The sequence below is a fragment of the Cyanobium sp. Cruz-8D1 genome (assembly GCF_024345975.1).
In the GTDB taxonomy this organism is placed as follows: Bacteria; Cyanobacteriota; Cyanobacteriia; order PCC-6307; family Cyanobiaceae; genus Cyanobium.
Map to the genome: position 1 here is coordinate 30,464 of NZ_JAGQCD010000026.1, position 18,663 is coordinate 49,126.

Here is an 18,663-nt window from a genome sequence, read left to right on the forward strand (position 1 = left end):
CATGCCAGGTCCCTCACGGCCCATCCACGCAGGGAAGACCCCAGGATCGATCGACCACTCCCTTCAGAACGTCTGGACCACGGCAGAGAGCAAGAGGAGCATGGGCAACAACCCTGACCACAACGTTCGTCGGCTTCCCCCCAGGCCAACCACCCGGCCTTCGCTGCACGCTCCTTGCCTCCCATGAGAGCAACAACCAAGGCTGTCCTGCTGGTGGTCCTGCCCCTCACCCTTCTCTCCGCCTGCGGCCTCGGTTCGAAGGACGTGAGCGGAACCGCCTATCTGGCCATCAGCGTCGAGGGCGACCAGCCGCTGACCAAAGCGATCCTGCAGGAGGAGGTGCTTCAGGCACAGACGATCGTCGAGGCCTTTCGCCAACTGCACCCCCATGTGGCGATCGAAACAAACCTCTTTCGCGAAAGTGAATTCATCGCGGAGGTGCGCCGGCGCCAGGCCGCAGGCCTCGGCCCTGATCTGATGCTGTTGCCTGGCTCCACCGCCCACACCCTGGTGGACGCCGATCTGGCCAGGGGGCTCAGGCTTCCCGGGGCCACCCGCAACCAGCTGGACCCGGATTCCCTGGCGCGACTGGAGATCACGCCCACGACTGTGGCGGGACTGCCCATCCTGAGGCGACCACAACTGGCTTGCTACAACCGCGACCGAGTGGCCGCCAGCCCTGCCACCACCGTCGCCCTGATCAACCAGGCCCGCCGGGGACTGCGGGTGGGACTGGCGGTGGAATCGCGCAGCCTCTTCTGGAGCACCGGCCCGCTGGGGGCCGATCAGGCGCTCATTGCCGCCGCGGCCGGGCGCCCCCTGAAGGCCGACGAACGGCAGGGACTGATGCGCTGGCTGGAATGGCTCTCCGCCGCCAACTTCAACCAACAGGTCTTCCTTGAGCCCGACCAGGAGGCGCTGGTGCAAGGTCTGCTGGAGCGGCGCCTGGATTGGATTCCCTGCAACAGCGGCAACCTCAGCCGGTTGCGCGAGACCCTGGGGACCGCCCTCGGGGTGAGCGAGCTTCCCAGTGGTCCCCACGGACCAGCCACGCCGATCACGCGACTGCGGGTGCTGGCCTTCGGCACGGGCTCCACGGCCCGGCAGCGAAACGTGGCGGAAGCCCTGGCCCTTTTTGCACTGAATCCCTGGATCCAGAGCACGTTGACCACGAACAACCAGGACATGCTGCCCACCAACCGTTTCGTGCCGCCCTCGGCTTTGCACACCCCCGTGCTCAAGGCCATGCAACGGTCCGTCGAGCAGGCCGACGCCAGCGATGCCATCTCCAAGCTGCTGCCTGCCGGTGAACCGCGCGACCGTGCCCTCAGTCGCCTCGTGACCGCCGTGGCCTTCGGTGAGCTGACCGCAACGGACGCCACCGCAGCTGTGATCAAGGCCCTGGCTCCGGCGCCATGAACGACCTGTTCGGCCAGATCCTGGGCTGGTTGCCGATGCTGAGCCGGCCCCAGGTGCTCCTCCAGCTCGCCCTGGTGGGCCTGGTCGTGGTGGGCGGTCAGTTGCTGGCCAGGCGCGTTGGGCGCACGACTCGGCACTGGGCGCTGGAGCTCGGTGCCACCGTGGTGATGGGAGGCCTGGGCTGCGGCCTGCTGGCCATCGCCCAGCAGCCGGTGACGCTGGCCTTGTTGCTGATCGCCTTCGTGGCCAGCCTGCAGCTGTCGGAGTTGCTGCTGCGTCGCAGCACCGGCTGGCTCCCCGCCGATCAGATGCAGCCGCTGCGCTATCTGCTGATCCGCCCCTTCCTGTTCGGTGGGTTGGTGTGGTCGTTGATCGAACTGCTGGACACCCGCGCCGAACTGGCGCTGATCCCGCTGGGGCGGTGGGTGGGAGCGACGGTCAATGTCGGCGACCTGACGCGGTTGGTGGTGGCCCTCTATCTGCTCATGGTCTCTTCGGGGCCACCGTCGTTGGGGGTGGCCTGGCTGCTCAAACGGGTCTTTGCCCTGGAACGGGTGAGTGTGCGCGCCATGGGGTTGATGGTGCGCTACGCGGTGATCACCCTCGGCACCATCGCGGTGCTGGAAACGATCGGCTTCAACAGCACCGCCGTGCTGGCCATCGCCGGGGGGCTGTCGGTGGGCCTCGGCTTTGGCGTCAAGGAGGTCTTCGGCAATTTCGTCAGCGGCCTGTGGCTGCTGTTCGAGGGCTCCCTGCGGCCGGGCGACATCGTGGCCCTGGATGGCGATTTCTGCGAAGTGCGGCGCCTGGGCCTGCGGGCCACGCGGCTCTGGCGCGACCGTGACAATGCCGAGCTGGTGATCCCCAACCAGACCTTCTTCAACAGCAGCACCGTTGAATTCAGCGTCGGCCGCACCCTCTTTCGCACCCAGATCGCCATCAGCGTCGATGAGAGCCAGCCGATCAGCACCATCCTGGGCCTGCTGGAGGAGATCGCCGCCGCCGTGCCGGGTGTGGAGACCCATCTCCCCCCGCAGGCCTACCTGCAGGGGATGGGGGACTGCGGAGCGGACTACGTGCTGAAGTTCTGGATCGCCACTCCGTTCAAAAACCGCAGCCTCTGCAGCGCCGTCTTCCAGTCCATCGTGGAGCGGTTCCAGGTGCTGGGCATCGCGCTGCCCTACCCCCACCTCGTGATCGAGCGGCCCCCGGTTGGGCCTCCCGCTCAGCCCAGCGGCTGAGCCTCCAGTTCGCCGTCCGCGATCGCCGCCACCAGGCGCTGGTGATCGGCGCGGGTCTGGTCGGCAGAGGCCGAGGCGGCGTCGGCCAGGGCGTCATCGGCGTCGCCCTGGGCTTCCAGATGGGCCGCGATGGCCTCGCCATCGCCCGAACGGGCGTGGGCCTTGGCCAGCACGGCGGCACAGAGGGCGCCGTAGTCGGCGAGAGCCTCCTGATCCAGGTTCTCCAGCTGCACCATGGCCTTCCAGTCGCGGAATTGACGCCAATAGCTGGCCACGCCACCGGGGGAGGCCTCCACCCAGCCGAGGAAACTGTCGCTCACCGTCTGAATCAGCCGCTGGCCGCGCACGACGCGCTCGCCCGGGGAGCCCGCCGTGCTCGCACCCAGGTGGGCCTCCAGCACCGAAGCTCCCGCCTCCTTGCCTTGCAGGATCAGCAGGTCGTCGTCATCGCGGCCCTGCAGCAACACGATGGCGCAGCGGGTGCCCACCGATCCAACGCCAACGGTTTTGAGGGCAAAGTCGAGCACCTTGTAGCGCCCGACCAGCCACTGCATCTCCGGTCGCAAGGAGGCGCTGTAGCGCTCGATGGAGTGCTGCACGAACCGGCGCAGCTGGCTGGGGTCAGCGCCCTGGCCGGCCAACGACTCCAGGCTCCAGAGCAGGGGCGGGTCATGGCGGAAGCGCAGCACGCCTTCGGCGTCCCGTTGGCAGAGCTTGCGCGCCGCCCGACGGTTGTCGTTGTGCTGGGCCTGCTCGGCGATGGCATCGAGGGACTCCCGCAGGGGCCGGTGTTTCACCCCCTCGCGGTAGGCCGCCACATCGACGCGGTAATACCAGAGGTCGAGATAGCCGAGCTGGATGAAATCCCGGTTCGTCTGCCGGTAGCGGCGGGCGCTCTGGCGCACGATCGAACGGGCGTCGTCCGCGGCGATCCCGAGGCTGTCGGCCGCCAGCCTCACACTGCCCAGGAGCCGTTTGAGGTCCCATTCATAGGGGCCGGGCAGGGTCTCGTCGAAGTCATTGACCCCGAACACCAGCGTGCGCTCCGGGGAGGCATAGAAGCCGAAGTTCATCAGGTGGGCATCACCGCAGAGCTGGACCATCACCCCCGAATGGGGGCTGCCAGGCCAGGTCGATGGCCATCTGGGCCGCAGCACCACGGAAGAAGGCCAGCGGGCTTTCCGCCATGCGCGCATGGCGCAGTGGCAGCAGCCAGGGCAAGCGATGGGCTTCCTGCTGGCGCAGGACGGCGATGGGATCGGGGCGCTGGCTGGTCATTCGGAACCCCGGCAGGTGGCCACCGACTGAAAAGGGCCCTTCCAGGCCCCATGGGTCATTTGGGTGACAAGGCTGACCTCACCCCGTCTCCGTTAAGAGTGTCAGGCAGCCACAGGGGCGGCTTGACGGGAGAAACGAACGATGTTGTTCGCTGTTACGGGTTCGCTCTTACCGAGCAGGCTTCAGTCACCCTCCTCATGCCCCGTCGAAACCATTGCAGCCCCGTGATGACCGGTGGGTCGGGGGGGAATGGAGCTGAGCGGAATCGAACCGCTGTCCGAGACACTGGTGTGGACCACCTAGTTCGTCCGAAGACGAGCTCTCCCATCTTGCCACCTCTGGCCGCCTACGCTCCGGTCCACTGTCCAGGCACCGGGTGGATGGCTGAGCGAAGATCCGCCTCTGCTGTTGTGGTGGCCGTGCCGGCGCGGCTGGCCTCGTCACGGTTGCCGGGCAAGGTGATGGCCGATGTCGGCGGCCAGCCGATGCTGCGCCACGTGCTGGAGCGTTGCGGCCAGGCTCGGGGCGTGGCGGCGGTGCTGGCCTGCAGCGACAGCGCCGCGGTGCTGGAAGCGGTCCGACGCTGGGGATACGAAGCCCTGGCGACCTCTGAGCACTGCGGCAGCGGCAGCGAGCGGCTGGCCAGCGTGGTGGCGGACCTGGTGGCTGCCGGTGGCGCGCCGGCGGAGCGCACCCTGGTGATCAATGTGCAGGCTGATCAGCTCCTGCTGGATCCAGCCATTCTCGAAACGATGATCGCTGAGGCCTCTGGAGCGGCGGCTGAGGCCGCTGGGGCGGCCGTCTGGTTGCCGGTGATCACACCGGTCTATCCACTCGTTCCAGACAAGATCCACGATCCCAACATCGTGAAGGTGCAGCGCGCCAGCGATGGCCGGGCGATCACCTTCTCCCGCAGTGCCCTGCCCCACGTGCGCGACCTGACGCCGGAGCACTGGCACAGCCGCACCACCTACTGGGGCCACGTGGGCATCTACGGCTATCGGGCCGATGTCCTGGCCGGCTGGAGCGGATTGCCCCCGTCACCGCTGGAACGGCTGGAGAAGCTGGAGCAGCTGCGCCTGATCGAAGCCGGCATCCCCATCGCCACCTTCCGCGTGGCGGCCGATTGCTTTGCGGTGGATACCCCCGCCCAGCTGGAGCAGGCCCGTGCCCTGTTCCTGTCACAGGCCTGAGGACCCTGATCAGCTGTTGCCTTCCCGCCAGCCATGGCGGTGCAGCGCGGCCAGCAGCCCCTGGCTGGCGAGCAGGGCTTCGGCGCATTCGCGCAGGGCGCCGGCGCCGCCGCGGTGGCGCAACACCCAATCGGCCTGGCGGCGCAGCCCCCGGGCGGCATCGGCCGGCGCCACCAGCAGACCGACGACCGGCCGCACGGCCAGGTCGTTGAGGTCGTCACCGATGAAGGCGGTGTGGTCACGGTCCAGGCCCAGGTCGGCCCGCAGCTGCACGAGGCCTTGCTGCTTGTCGCCCACACCCACGCGGCAGTGTTCGATATCCAGGTGACGGGCCCGCTGCTCCGTGGCGCCGCCGCGGCCGCCGCTGAGCAGGGCCACGGAGATGCCGGCCCGCTGCAACATCCGTACCGCCAGTCCATCGCGCACGTCAAAGCGCTTCAGCACCCGGCCGTCCTCGTCGTAGAGGAGGCCGCCATCGGTGAGCACGCCATCCACATCACAGACCAGCAGACGGATCTGGCGCAGGCGTGGCGTGAGCAGCTGCCGCTGCAACAACGAGCGCAGACCCAGGCCGCCCAGACTCTCCATCTCAGAGGCTGCTGTCGGCCGTACCGCCTGCCAGCACCGCGCGGATGGCCAGCAGCTGGCGCAACAACGCCTCCAGCCGATGCAGCGGCACCATGTTGGGGCCGTCGCTGAGGGCCTGCTCCGGGTCGGGATGCACCTCAAGGAACAGCCCGTCCACGCCCACGGCCATGGCCGCCCGCGCCAGGGGCGCCACGAATTCCCGCTGGCCGCCGGAGCTGGTGCCGCGCCCGCCGGGCTGCTGCACCGCATGGGTGGCATCGAAGATCACCGGGCAGCCCAGGGCCTGCAGCTGGGGCAGGCTGCGGAAGTCGACGACCAGGGTGTTGTAGCCGAAGCTGCTGCCGCGTTCGGTGAGCCACAGCCGGCCGCTGCCGGCCTCCAGGCCGCTATCGGCCAGTTTTGTCACCACCTGGGCCATGTCCCACGGAGCAAGGAACTGGCCCTTCTTGACGTTCACACACTTCCCCGTGCCGGCGACCGCCCGGGCGGCGGCCTCCAGCAGGTCGCTCTGGCGGCAGAGGAAGGCCGGGATCTGCAGCACATCCACCGCCTCGGCGGCGGCAGCCGCCTGATGGCTTTCGTGGATATCGGTGAGCACCGGCACCCCGAAGTGCTCGCGCACCTCCGCCAGGATGGCCAGCCCCTCGTCGGGGCCGGGGCCGCGGTACGACTGGCCGGAACTGCGGTTGGCCTTGTCGAAGCTGGCCTTGAAGACGTACTCCACCCCCAGCCGGCGGCAGAGAGTACTGACCTGATCCGCCACCTGAAACACCAGATCGCGGTTCTCGATCACACAAGGGCCCGCGATGAGGCGGAAGGGCACCGTTGCTGCGCCAGGAGGGCTCATCGCTCCCCAGGGCAGAGGCCGGCCTGGACCAGATCATGGAGCCTGAGCAGCCCCTGGAGCTGCCATGGCTGGTCGGGGTGCACCACGGGCAGAACGGAGATCGACTGGCGCGGATTGCGCTCCATCAGCGCCAGGGCTTCGGCCGCAAGGGTCTGGGGGGCCACGGTGATCGGATGGACGGTGGCCATCTGAACGGCCGTCATTGACACCCAGTGGTGGGGGCCATGGCGCTGCAGGGCACGACGCAGGTCCCCATCGGTGATCAATCCTGCCAGGCGCTGCGGGTCCCCTTCGGCGTGGACCCAAGTGGCGCCGAGGCTGCCTCGGTTGGGACTGCCCTGGGTGAGCTGGGTGATCACGAGCGGCAGCGGCGCATCGGGCGCCAGGGGGGTGAGTTCGTGGGCCGGCACCATCAGATCGGCCACGCGCAAGGTGAGACGCCGTCCGAGCATCCCGGCGGGATGATTGACGGCGAAGTCGGCAGGGGAAATGCCCGCCCGCTCCATCCACACCGTGGCCAGGGCATCACCCACGGCCATCGCCACGGCCGTGCTGGCGGTCGGGGCCAGGTTCAGGGGACACACCTCCCGGTCGACGGAGCCATCCAGCACCACATCGCAGTGCCGGGCCAGGCTGGAAGCCAGGCGACCCACCAGGGCAATGCAGGCGGCCCCACGGCGCTTCAGGTGGGGCAGGATCGCCAGGAGCTCCTCGGTTTCGCCGCTGTTCGAGAGCAGCAGGGCCACATCCCTGTCCGACACGATGCCCAGATCACCGTGGAGGGCATCGACGGGGTTGAGAAACACCGCTGTCAGGCCGAGGGACGAGAAGGTGGCGGCGATCTTGCGGGCGACGATGCCGCTCTTACCGATTCCGGAAAGCACCAGCTTGGCGCGGTGCTCTCGAGCGCTCGCGAGCAGCTCCAAGGCGGCTTCCACCTGGGCGGCATCGAGGCGATCGGCGGCGAGGGCGATGGCTGCCGCCTCTTCCTGCAAGCAGCGGCTGAGGGCAGACACGGCGACGAACGGGGAAACGTCATCTTCTCAGCCCTGCAGGGCGGCGGCGCCACGGGAGTCCAATGCAGGGGTTCTCAGGCGCCGCGGCCACGGCCGGTTTCCACCAGCACCTGCCGGTAGCTGTCGAGGAGGCCGGCGAGGATCGCATCCCAGCTGAAGGTGAGGGCCCGCTGGCGGGCCTTTTCGCCCATGCAGCTGCGCAAGGCTCCGTCGTGCACCAGTAATTCCAGCCGGTCTGCCAAGGCCCCGGCATCGCGCGCAGGCTCGATAAAGCCGGTCTCCCCCGGCACCACCAGTGAGTTGCTGCCACTGGCCAAGGCATTGACTGCCGGCAACCCGCTCGCCATGGCCTCCAGCGTCACATTGCCGAAGGTCTCGCTTTCACTTGGAAAGAAGAAGATGTCGGAGCTGGCATAGGCGCGCGCCAGTTCCTCGCCATGCAGGAAGCCGGGAAACAGCGCATCGGGCAAGGCGGCCTGCATCGCCTTCCTCTCGGGGCCATCGCCTGTGAACAGCGCGCGGAACGCAACGCCGCGCTTCTTGAGCAGCGTCAGCACACGGACGGCGAGATCGGTGTTCTTCTCCTTCACCAGCCGTCCGGTGAAGTTGATCACCACGTCATCAGCGCCGATGCCGAGCGAGCGCCGCCAGGAAGGATCGCGCCGGGCAGGGCTGAACAGCCCGCTGTCCACGCCCCGCGCCCACACCTCGATATGGTCCGACATGCCTTCCTGCCGGATGATGTCGGCCATGGAGGGCGAGGGCGGGTAGACACGCCGGCACCGCTTGTAGAACCAGCGGAGATAGGCGGTGGCCATCCGCTCCAGGAAGCCCGCGCCATAGAAGCGGAAGTATGTGTCGTAGCGGGTGTGGAAGGAGGCAACAACTGGCAGCCCCTGCCGTTTGGCATAGCGCAGCGCCTTGTAGCCGAGAATGTCTGGCACGGCGATGTGGATGAGGGTGGGCCTGAAATCCGCAAGCCGCAGCCGCGCGGCTGCGGGGAAGCCCAGCGCGATACGGTATTCCGAGCGGCCCGGAATGGCCATGGAGGGTACCGGGACCAGTTCGCCCGCGGGCTCAAAGGCCGCAACGGGGCCGGCTGGCGCAAAAACCAGAACGGCCACGCCGCGCTTCAGCAGAAAGGCCACCAGCCGGTTCAGGGTCAGCGCCACCCCGTCCTTGATGTAGTTGTAGTTGCCGGTGAACAGCGCCACCCGCAATTCCGGCAGGGACTCGTCGTGGGTACCGGTCAAGTCTGTGCTCAGGCGGGGGCCTTCACCTCCCATGGACGCCATCGAGGCTCAGCGGCTTAGTAGGAACGCTCATTCAGGTACCTGGAGTAGGGCGAAAGGCTGGGATCGGTGATGAATCGCCACAGGCAGCCTCCCCAGGATCGATGGGACGGCTGTTGATAGAGATCAGGAGCCAACTCCCTGATCCGGGGTAAGGCCACCCATGGCACCGAAGGCAGATCATGGTGCTCGATGTGGTATCCCACATTGAAGGCCAGGCGATTGGCCCATCCATACATCGACGCTGTTTGCTCCCCGGGGAAGAACACGTAGTGCTCCGCAAGCCAGCGGCCCGCGAGGGGATGGGGCCCCAGGGCCACCAGGGTGGAAGCGAGCAGATAGGCCAGGGCCACACCACCTCCGGCCCTCAGCACCGTCAGATCGGCCAGTAGCACCAGCACAAGATTCAGGGCCATCCAACCCCTGGGCCCTGCCATGGCCTGGCTGGAGAAGGGCCGAAGGGCAACGCTCAGGCCAAAGCCACACATCCAGAGCGCCTTGCGCCAGGTGGAGTGGCCCACCAGCCGTGCCTCCAGGGGTGTGGGCAGATCGGCATCGACACCCAGCTGGCCCATGGCCGCGTGGTGGCGCAGGTGATACCGCCGAAAGCTGGCGGCCGAGGGGATGGCCTGGGCCAGGTCGCAGAGGATGGCCAGCACCTGGTTGTGCCAGCGATGGCGTGACACCAGATCGTGGGCACAGTCGTGCATCAGCACAAACAGGGCGTGGCTGAGGGGCGCACCCACCAGCCAGATCAGCAGCAGCACAGCCGGCCAGGGCAAGCGGGGGACGGCCACCAGGGCCAGCCCCCACTGGGTGGCCACCAGGGCGAGGATCCAGAGGGCCGTGATCGGGTAGGGCCGGCAGAGGCGTTTCACCTCCGGCACCTGCCGCAGCAGATGGCGCCGCCTGGCCGGGTGGGGCTGCTCACCGGTGGGGGAGCGCAGAAATACACCTGGGTTAAGGTTCGGGCGCAATGGGCTAAAAGCTTGCCGGGGCCAAGAGTCTCATGAAACCACGCGCCCTGAGGCTCGTGTTTGTGAGTCACTGCATGGCGCCGGCTCGGGCCCCAAGCAGCAACGCCGGGGGTATGCAACGGGCGGCCCGGGATCTGCTCACCCAGCTGGGGAGCCTGGACGACGTGACGCTGAGCAGGGTGGTTCTGGCCTGCCCGAGGCGAGAGATCGGCTGGCGGGTGCCCCTGTTTTTTCTGGCCCTGCCCTGGCGGCTGATCAGGCAGGTCTGGCTGGGGCGCGCCGATGTGGTGCTGTTTGCCTCGCTGAACCCGGCACTGCTGTTGCCCCTGCTGGCACCGCTGCTGCGACGCCGGGGACTGAGGCTGATGGCCATCGCCCATGGGCTGGACATCACCCAGGGGCCAGCGATCGCGCAGTGGTGGATCCGGCGCAGCCTGGGCCAGCTGGACGGCGTGATCGGCGTCAGCCGTGCCACCGCCCACGCCTGCCTGGAGCGGGGTTGTCCTGCTGATCGCCTGGAGGTGCTGCCCAATGGCATCGGCCAGCGGTGGTCATCACTCCCCCCCGTCACCGGCAGCGAGCGCGTCCCGACCAAGGTGCCCGGCACGTTTGTGTGCCTCGCCGTGGGGCGCCAGATTCCGCGCAAGGGTTTTGCCTGGTTTGTCGATGCGGTGATGCCCCTGCTGCCGGAGCATGTCCACCTGTGGCTGGTGGGCAGCGGCCCCCAGGCCAGTGAGATTCGCAGGGCCATAGAAAAACGTGACCTACAGCACAGAGTGTTTCCGCTGGGACTCCTAGAGGATGGGGACTTATCCAGCGTGTACCGGCTGGCCGATCTGTTCGTGATGCCAAACCTGCGAATCAATCGGGATATGGAAGGTTTCGGGATTGTGATGCTGGAAGCTGGCCTCCATGGCCTCTACTGCCTGGCGAGCCGGATTGAAGGCATCACCGATGTGATCAGCGATGCCAACGGAACACTGCTGCCGGCACGGGATGCGGAAGCCTTCGCCCAGGGGATTCAGGCCCAGCTGGCCCTGACAGGCCAACAGCGGCAACAGCAGAGCGAGCGGGCAGCCGCCTGGGTTGGCCAGTGTTTCGGCTGGAGCAACCTGCTGCCCCGCTACCGCGCCGCCATCGAGCAGGTACGCCGCCAACCGAGGGCCTGGTGAACACAGCCACTGACGACCTCCACGCCTCCACCATGGCCAGCAACCATGGCCGCTGGCTGTGCGTGGTGGCCCGCCGCTGGAAACGGGTGGTGTTGCAGGAGTATCTGCGCGGGGCCACGAGTGTTCGCTTCTGCACGAGGCTACCCCGCAGCGCCTCGGCCTACCGCCAGGTCGACCACCTGCTGGTGTGGGGCCGCCAGACGACCATCCCTGACGAGCTTCTGGCCGCCCATCCGCACCTGAAGATCGTCACGGCGGAGGATGGTTTCATCAGTTCACGCGGGCTGGGGCTGACCGGCAGCTTCTATTACTCCCTGCTGCTGGATCGTCTGGGCGTGCATTACGACGCCCAGGCCCCCTCGCAACTGCAACAGCTGCTCAACCAGCACCCGTTGAGCACGGCCGACGAACAGCTTGGCCAGGAGCTGGTGGCCTTCATCCGCGAGCATCGGCTCAACAAATGCAATCTCTCCCAGCCTGCCCTGGATACAACCTCACTGCCTCCGCGGCACCGCACCACGATCCTCGCCGTGGGCCAGGTGGAAGGCGATCAGGCCCTGCGCAAAAGCCTCAGCCCCATCCGCAGCAACAAGGCCCTGCTCCAGGCGATTCGGGAGCAGCATCCGGAGGCGTGGATTGTCTACCGCCCCCATCCCAATGATGTACGCAAGGGCTACCTACGCGGCAACCGTGCCCATCGATGGCATCAGTATTGCGACCAACTGGCCTGCGACAGCGACATCAGCCATTGGATGGATGCCGTGGATGCGGTGCACGTGATCTCCTCCACGGCCGGCCTGGAAGCGCTGATCCGCGCCAAGCCTGTGCATACCTACGGCACCCCCGCCTACGCGGGCTGGGGGCTCACCAACGACTGGGCCGAGCAGACCGGCCGCGACCGCCAACTGAACCTCCATCAACTCGCCGCGATCATGCTGGGGCACTATCCGCGCTATTTCAACTGGAGCAACGGCCAGTTCTGCGATGCGCTGAGCTGCCTGCGTCACCTCCAGGCCATCAACAGCCAGACCATCCAGGAATCCTTCTACTGCGACAGGCTGGCCAACAAGCAGCGACGGGTCCGATTGTCGCGCCGCCTGAAGATGGCCGCTGTGCGGCGAGTGGCTCCGATTGGGCATTGGCTGGAGGGGGTTCAGCAGGTGGGTTGATGGGGGCTGTTCAATTCACGGCCAATGCCTGGTCACTCTTCCCGAGTTTTTGCCTGGTTCTTTCTGATAACTGGCCTGTTCATGGGAAACCCGTCCAATCCAATCAGATTTTAAGGAACGCCCTTGCGAATCGAGACGGTGTCCAAGTGCCTTGACCGTGCCTTTCGGATCAACGCTCGACAATTTGGCTTCGCTGGCAGCGCCAACGGGTTTTCCTGTGGGATCATCTGCATTACTGCAGCATTGCTCCATTGATGGCTTCAGCCCAGCGCCGAGGCGTTCTCCTGGCGGGCGGCAGCGGCACCCGGTTGCCCCCCCTCACCAGCGCCGTCAGCAAGCAGCTGATGCCGGTGTACGACAAACCGATGGTGTACTACCCCCTCACCACACTGATGCTGGGGGGATCCGGGAGGTGCTGATCGTCACCACGCCAACGGATCAGCCCGCCTTCAAGCGACTGCTGGGGAGATGGAGTGGCCTGGGGGATGGCCATCCGGTACGCCATCCAGCCCAGTCCCGATGGTCTAGCCCAGGCCTTCCTGATTGGGGCGGATTTCCTGGCGGAAGGGCCTGCGGCCTTGATGGTGGGCGACAACCTGCTGAACGCCTAGCACCACACCTCTGGCCTACCGTTAGTGACAACCGACTGCAGCAGCAACTACCGCCCGTGGCAATTTCCGGTGAACCAGATCCCGGTGGTGATCCTCAAGGCGGAGGCTGGCAAGCCGATCTCACTCTTTGGCGACGGCCAGAACTTGAGCAACTGACTGTACGTAGAAGATCACTCCGAGGCCCAGCTACTGGCAGCGGCCTTCGAAGAGTTAGGCCGCAGTTTCCGCGTGGTTGGCCATGGCGAACCCACAAATTAGCAATTGATTACAGCATTCTACAGCGCTCTCAACTAGTTGTTGCTTGCATGGGATCCTCACAGCATCGTGATCAGCTTGGGGCAATGATCGCCATTACGCCAACTAGCCAACGCGCGTCAACACTGAGCTGGGTTGACAGCCAAGCCCCAGCTTTGAAGCATGTCTGGAAACCACTATGCGCTGGATCTTGGAGCATTGGAATTGACATAGCCATGTACGTGATAGGGCCAGTTATGCCGGAGAGCCCCTTGGTGAGTTTGACGGGAACCTTGGCATCATTCCTTCTGCTACGGCAGCCGCTGGCAGCCAATGCGAAGCAGAGCCAACTGCTTTCACAACAAAAACTATGACTAGGCCTATAGTATCTCATCGAAGCATAGTACCAAGGCACTTCTCCCAGTACCAATGAGGACACCACACCAGCTACCATTCAAAGCAAGCCTCAGGTTTTGCATCACAAGCAGTCCTGATGTTTGCCAATTTTCATGGCATACCTTCACTCATCCCACCTCCGAACCAATCAGGCAGTCAGACAAACCCAATACCTAAAATGACAAGTCCAATTCTAGAGCTTAGAAAACTAAAGGCCAATGGCCAATGGAGCGATCTTCGCCGGTTAGTCAAGGAGCTCACCAAAGCAGGCTACCCGAAGAGCATTCTTGATTCGTTTGCAAGCGAAGAAGTTACTTCATGCGAACCGCACCCTTACATCTATCCCTGGCACCAAGAACTTAGGGATCTTGGAGGAATCCAAGGATCGCCATTGGTAAGCATAATAGTTGTCTCCTATAACTCAGGTCGTGATCTGTTGCGCCTTCTGCCGACACTTACACTGCAAAGCTATCTAAACTGGGAGCTGGTTCTCATTGAGAATGGGGACGAAGACACGTATTCTTTAGTGCAAGACCATGTTGATAGCCTGCGTTATGTCCAAGCTGACAATCCTGGGTTTGCCGAAGGTAATAACATTGGCCTAGAGTATGCATCGGGGGAGCTTCTTCTCCTTTTGAACCCAGACACGGAGCTCCAGCGTGAGACGCTCAAAGAATTGGTCCACGCAATATCAATTGACAACACTGCCGCTGCGGCTTCCCCGCGCATTTTCTTTTCCAAACCATTTACTAAGATTACAATTAGCTCAACAAGACATCTACCTTTTACCCTAGATATTGCACCCATTCTCAAATTCGCAAGTTACAAGAAGTTCTTTGTAAGGGAAGGGACTTTAAAAGCAGGCTCGATTGTGGAGTCGGACGAGAATTCGAGAATTTCATTAGATATAGCTATTGACGAGCTGAGCTCAAGCATTGAATTCCTCCTACATCTTTCCGATTCAAGCTGCAGTCATGCGGATGTAGCTGTTGACTTTGAAGGCAGCGGTGAGACTCCTTTCCACATTGATGCTACGCTTGAGAAAAGACTTTACAAGATTGACCTAAGCCGCCAGATTCATTCAGCATCTAGATATTTGATCAACAACTGCGGCTCTGGTATTCGCGCTGAAAGCAGGGAAGTATTTGATGTTGGTTTTGGCGAAGTTGACCATGGACAATACGGACAGAGGGCTTATCGCGATGCATTCTGCGGATGCTGCGTACTACTAAGAAGAGATTTGTTTGTAGCCAGAAAAATCTTTATAAGTGAATATTTCGCTTACTTTGAGGACTCAGAGCTCAGCTTTTGGATTAGATCAAACAAGATGAATATACTTTATGTGCCATCTGCAATTGTTTATCATAGGCATTCTGAGAGTACTAGTGAGGGCAGCAGGCTGTGGAATACTCTCGTTAATAGAAGCTCTATAATTTACCAATCCATCACCTCATGCTCAGGACAGAGAGCAATCGATAGATTACACATAGATTACATGCAGATTAGCGAAGGCAAGCATGCGGGCCTAACCAAGAGACTTTCGGCTTACGATGCAGCCCTAATCAATATTCAACCCTCCAAGCTTATATCAGCACATGGAGAATTTACTATTGGGATCTATAATTCATATTGGAGCTCACTAGGTGGAGGCGAAAAGCATGCACTCGATTTCGCGTGTCTCGCGATGAGCCTTGGCTACAAAGTCTATCTCATATCGGAGAAACGATTTTCCAGGCGCAAACTGGCTACGTATTATAACATAAATCTCGAGGGTGTCAAAAAGCTCATTTCTTCTAACATATCGGAAAGCCTAACACAAAGATTTGACGTCTTTGTAAATTCTACATATCAATCAAACTTGGTTTCCCGCGCCACCAAATCATATTATATCGTTTCGTTTCCGCATAAGAATGTGAGTCAAGAGTTTTTGGCTTCCTACCTGTTCTTGCACAATTCAAGTTTCACTCAGGAATGGGCAAAGACGTATTGGGGTGAGCACAGCATGATGGTCATAAATCCAATTCTGGGGTTTTACAAGGAAATCGCCAAAAAGCCATTCTTGCACACAGATCAAAGTGCTCAGAAGGAAAAGATAATTTTATCTATCGGTCGCTTTAATTATGACGGTCACTGCAAGAATCAGCATTTAATTGCCAACATGTTCAAAAATCTACTTTCAAATGGATTTATTTCAAGTGACTGGAAGCTTGTGATAGCCGGCTCTGTAAATCATACGGAGAGATCGTCAACTCGCCACTTTTCTGATGTATGTGGAATCTTAGACGGTCTTCATGCGGAAGTCCTCCCCAATGCGTCAAGAGAAGTTATTCTAAGTTTCTACCAGAGATCATCTATTTATATTCATGCTACTGGACTGGGATCGGAGCCCAAAAAGAGTCCTGAAAAGTTTGAACATTTTGGGATTTCTGTATTTGAAGCATTGGTTAATGGCTGCATTCCAGTAGTCCATAAAGACGGAGGTCCAGCTGGCCAAATGCGTAACGTTAATGACGCCTATATCTTCTCAAGCAATGATGATATGCATGCATCAGTCCGGAATGCTGTTTTCAATTTTGAGTCAATGAGCCAAGAAGCGCGCGAACGTACTGCACGTCAACTTCAAGAAACCGCTGTTGAAATGATGAATTACTCCGTTACGGCGGCATCTGCATTACTTAGCTGTATGGTACATGAGAAGCCAGTCCAATCATGATAGCACCATTATTACAATGAGCACCTCGAATAATCAGCAATTTGCAAGGTCTCTACGGACATGAAAAAGCCGCCGAAGAGGCGGCAGAGCAAGAGAATCTTATCTAAACCATCGACGAGATCGCTTGAATCATGGGACCCTCTCCAGGAGATTCATGCAACAGTTGCTACATGGGAAGAGCGCTAGAGATAACGAAGGAAATTGAAGGTCAGGTTCTTGAGGCCCCACCAAGCATCATTCCATTCTAGCCCAATCATTCTCGTCAGCTTTCCACCGGAAGCGCTACTTTAACAACAGCTTGGTGGAACGTCGGTGGCGAACCATAATTCTGGGGCGGCGTATGTCAGGACCTATGAGTATGGCTAGGATGCGAAGGTCTTGCTAACTCGTTTTACTTGGGAGAACTGCCATGAAAGACCTCACTGTTCACTGGGGTCAAGAACTCTCAAAGTGGCCTACACTGAATTAGCAAGTTAGCCATCCCACTCAGAGTTAACAGTGACTGTAGACTCATTGACAAAGTAAGAGTTGAGCACCTCAACCTGCGCGGCTTTGTAGTTCTTGGGATAATGTGTCCCACACGACTTGGAGGCCACCCCAACCCACGAAGCAGATGGCCGAAACCGCTTTGGCCGGCCAATCGCCATGAACCATGATGCACAAGCTCAATGCAGCTGTGCTGCAAGCACTTGCATGCTACCGATACCGGGGAAGCGCGACAATCCCACTTTAACCTTTACCCGCGCCTCATCAAATCGCTTGAGCGCAATCAGGTCTTGCGTCGCGCGGGCATAGCCCATCCAATTACCAGGATGATGATAAATCAGGCCCAGAGCAAAATCAAGGGACTTGTTATGGTCGCCTATGGCACGATAAACATCATTTGCAACAATAAGGATATTGGCCTGCCCAGGAAAGCGATCCAAGCCATCCTGGATCTTGTTACGCGCCTCATCAAATCGCTTGAGCGCAATCAGGTCTTGCGTCGCGCGGGCATAGCCCATCCAATTGCCAGGATGATGATAAATCAGGCCCAGAGCAAAATCAAGGGACTTGTTATGGTCGCCTATGGCACGATAAACATCATTTGCAACAATAAGGATATTTGCCTGCCCAGGAAAGCGATCCAAGCCATCCTGGATCTTGTTACGCGCCTCATCAAATCGCTTGAGCGCAATCAGGTCTCGCGACGCACGAGCATATCCCTTCCAATTGTCAGGATGATGAAAGATCAGTTCCAGAGCACAATCAAGAGACTTGTTGCGGTCGCCTGAAACACGATAAGCATCATATGCAACATCAAGGATATTTGCCTGCCCAGGAAAGCGATCCAAGCCATCCTGGATCTTGTTACGCGCCTCATCAAATCGCTTGAGCGCAATCAAGTCTTGCGTCGCACGAGCATATCCCTTCCAATTATCAGGATGATGAAAGATCAGGCCCAGAGCATATTCAAGGGACTTGTTGCGGTCGCCTAAAGTACGATAAATATCATTTGCAATGGTCAGAATATTGGCTTGTTGAGGGAACTTTTCCACCCCCTGCTGAGTGAGAAGCTTGGCCTCTTCCAGTCTCTGCAAAGCAATTAGATCCTGTGCCGCAAGGCCATAACCTTTCCAGCTGCCTGGATGATGACTGATCAAGGCCTGTGCACATTCTAAAGACTTCTCTCGGCTGCCCGCCGCACGATAGACAGCGCTGGCAACGGAAAGGAGACTGGCCTGATAGGGGTAGCTGTAAAGACCCTCTTGAATTTTGATCTCTGCTTGAAAATATGATTTTTGGCTCAAAAGAACCTGCGTCTCCTTGACAAAGACTCTCCAGTCATTCATTGGTGCATAGAGCATCATTGAACAAGTATCGCACAGGTCTTGGCCGTGGCCAAAGCCATGGCCATTCGCCCTGCCTTTGGCTGGTTTCATCGCCTCTTTAGCCAGAGCTAACTCAAAGTTTAAACATGAGTTAGGCTCTGGCTGCTGGCGTCGCAGTCGCCAGCAGCGCAGTGATGTCGTGCATCACCGCCTGTAGGCCGGCTCGGATCGACTGAAATCCGGCGAGCCGCGGCAGGTTGAAAGCTACAGTCCGCAGCGTGGCCATCGTGCGAAGCCATTGCCCGGCCCGATGTCAACTACGTAGGCGGTCGCGCCTACCTAATCGTCGCCGAACAGCGATGCAGCATCTTCAGGTTGGCTATGATCGTCAAGAGGAAGTAGTCCCCACCCCAAGCAGGGCTGATTCAAAGTTTCAGCATGGGTTCGGTTCTGGCTGGCGCATCGCCATCTCCAGCAGCGTCGTGATGTCATGCATCACCGCCTGTAGGCCGGCTCGGATCGACTGAAATCCGGCGAGGCGCAGCAGGTTGAGGGCTGCCGTTCGCAGGCTCGCCATCACGCCAGCGCCATTGCCCCGGTAACGGTGGGCGTCCTCATGCAGCTGTGTGTCCCGGATCCAGTGCCAGCTCTCAATGCTCCAACGGTCCCGCACCTGTCGCAGCAGAGCTTCTGGCGTGGTGCGCAA

14 protein-coding genes and 2 pseudogenes are annotated in these 18,663 nt (G+C 61.3%); 7 read left to right on the top strand and 9 right to left on the bottom strand.

Annotation, left to right across the window (positions count from 1 at the left end):
* Positions 1–183: 183 nt before the first annotated feature.
* Complete coding sequence (locus KBZ33_RS14880; protein WP_254954054.1) at positions 184–1,419, top strand: extracellular solute-binding protein; 1,236 nt, start codon at positions 184–186, stop codon at positions 1,417–1,419.
* On the top strand, positions 1,416–2,660 hold the full coding sequence (locus KBZ33_RS14885; RefSeq protein ID WP_254954053.1) for a mechanosensitive ion channel family protein: 1,245 nt from the start codon (positions 1,416–1,418) through the stop codon (positions 2,658–2,660). The genes KBZ33_RS14880 and KBZ33_RS14885 overlap by 4 nt, the downstream gene beginning before the upstream one ends.
* On the opposite strand, the gene KBZ33_RS14890 is transcribed toward KBZ33_RS14885, so the two are convergent.
* Positions 2,645–3,763: a DUF2252 domain-containing protein gene (locus tag KBZ33_RS14890; RefSeq protein ID WP_254954052.1), complete on the bottom strand. Its 1,119-nt coding sequence runs from the start codon at positions 3,761–3,763 to the stop codon at positions 2,645–2,647. The genes KBZ33_RS14885 and KBZ33_RS14890 overlap by 16 nt on opposite strands.
* On the bottom strand, positions 3,744–3,938 hold the full coding sequence (locus KBZ33_RS14895) for a DUF2252 family protein (protein ID WP_254954051.1): 195 nt from the start codon (positions 3,936–3,938) through the stop codon (positions 3,744–3,746). Before KBZ33_RS14895 ends, KBZ33_RS14890 begins: the two co-directional genes overlap by 20 nt.
* Positions 3,939–4,318: 380 nt before the next feature.
* Between KBZ33_RS14895 and kdsB the strand changes: the two genes are divergently transcribed.
* On the top strand, positions 4,319–5,131 hold the full coding sequence (gene kdsB / locus KBZ33_RS14905; RefSeq protein ID WP_254954050.1) for a 3-deoxy-manno-octulosonate cytidylyltransferase: 813 nt from the start codon (positions 4,319–4,321) through the stop codon (positions 5,129–5,131).
* Between the two features lie 9 nt (positions 5,132–5,140).
* Here the strand turns inward: kdsB and KBZ33_RS14910 are convergent, their stop codons facing one another.
* The 5 genes from KBZ33_RS14910 to KBZ33_RS14930 all read right to left on the bottom strand — a co-directional run bounded on the left by KBZ33_RS14910 (position 5,141) and on the right by KBZ33_RS14930 (position 9,851).
* On the bottom strand, positions 5,141–5,719 hold the full coding sequence (locus KBZ33_RS14910; RefSeq protein ID WP_254954049.1) for an HAD family hydrolase: 579 nt from the start codon (positions 5,717–5,719) through the stop codon (positions 5,141–5,143).
* Position 5,720: 1 nt separating this feature from the next.
* Positions 5,721–6,566 carry a 3-deoxy-8-phosphooctulonate synthase gene (kdsA, locus tag KBZ33_RS14915; RefSeq protein ID WP_254954048.1) on the bottom strand — a complete coding sequence of 282 codons (846 nt, stop codon included), beginning with the start codon at positions 6,564–6,566 and terminating at the stop codon, positions 5,721–5,723.
* Positions 6,563–7,582, bottom strand: a complete 1,020-nt coding sequence (locus tag KBZ33_RS14920) for an SIS domain-containing protein (protein ID WP_254954047.1) — start codon at positions 7,580–7,582, stop codon at positions 6,563–6,565. Before KBZ33_RS14920 ends, kdsA begins: the two co-directional genes overlap by 4 nt.
* 74 nt (positions 7,583–7,656) lie before the next feature.
* Positions 7,657–8,835 carry a glycosyltransferase family 1 protein gene (locus KBZ33_RS14925; protein WP_254954046.1) on the bottom strand — a complete coding sequence of 393 codons (1,179 nt, stop codon included), beginning with the start codon at positions 8,833–8,835 and terminating at the stop codon, positions 7,657–7,659.
* Positions 8,836–8,891: 56 nt separating this feature from the next.
* The gene (locus KBZ33_RS14930; protein WP_254954045.1) at positions 8,892–9,851 is read right to left on the bottom strand and encodes a fatty acid desaturase; all 960 of its coding nucleotides are present in this window, start codon (positions 9,849–9,851) and stop codon (positions 8,892–8,894) included.
* A 32-nt stretch (positions 9,852–9,883) separates the two neighbouring features.
* On the opposite strand from KBZ33_RS14930, the gene KBZ33_RS14935 reads away from it, so the two are divergent.
* From KBZ33_RS14935 to KBZ33_RS14950, 4 genes and pseudogenes are all read left to right on the top strand, one after another.
* Positions 9,884–11,023: a glycosyltransferase family 4 protein gene (locus tag KBZ33_RS14935; RefSeq protein ID WP_254954044.1), complete on the top strand. Its 1,140-nt coding sequence runs from the start codon at positions 9,884–9,886 to the stop codon at positions 11,021–11,023.
* A complete protein-coding gene (locus KBZ33_RS14940) occupies positions 11,020–12,192 on the top strand; it encodes a hypothetical protein (RefSeq protein WP_254954043.1) in 1,173 nt (390 codons plus the stop codon). Before KBZ33_RS14935 ends, KBZ33_RS14940 begins: the two co-directional genes overlap by 4 nt.
* Positions 12,193–12,446: 254 nt before the next feature.
* Positions 12,447–12,803, top strand: a pseudogene (locus KBZ33_RS14945) (sugar phosphate nucleotidyltransferase).
* 727 nt (positions 12,804–13,530) lie between these two features.
* The gene (locus tag KBZ33_RS14950) at positions 13,531–16,146 is read left to right on the top strand and encodes a glycosyltransferase (RefSeq protein ID WP_254954041.1); all 2,616 of its coding nucleotides are present in this window, start codon (positions 13,531–13,533) and stop codon (positions 16,144–16,146) included.
* A gap of 665 nt (positions 16,147–16,811) precedes the next feature.
* Here KBZ33_RS14950 and KBZ33_RS14955 read toward each other — a convergent pair.
* Together KBZ33_RS14955 and KBZ33_RS14960 are read right to left on the bottom strand one after the other, a co-directional pair.
* Positions 16,812–18,068, bottom strand: coding sequence for a hypothetical protein (locus KBZ33_RS14955; RefSeq protein ID WP_254954040.1), 1,257 nt, complete (start codon positions 18,066–18,068; stop codon positions 16,812–16,814).
* Positions 18,069–18,390: 322 nt separating this feature from the next.
* Positions 18,391–18,663 (bottom strand): annotated as a pseudogene (locus KBZ33_RS14960) (transposase); the annotation flags it as partial.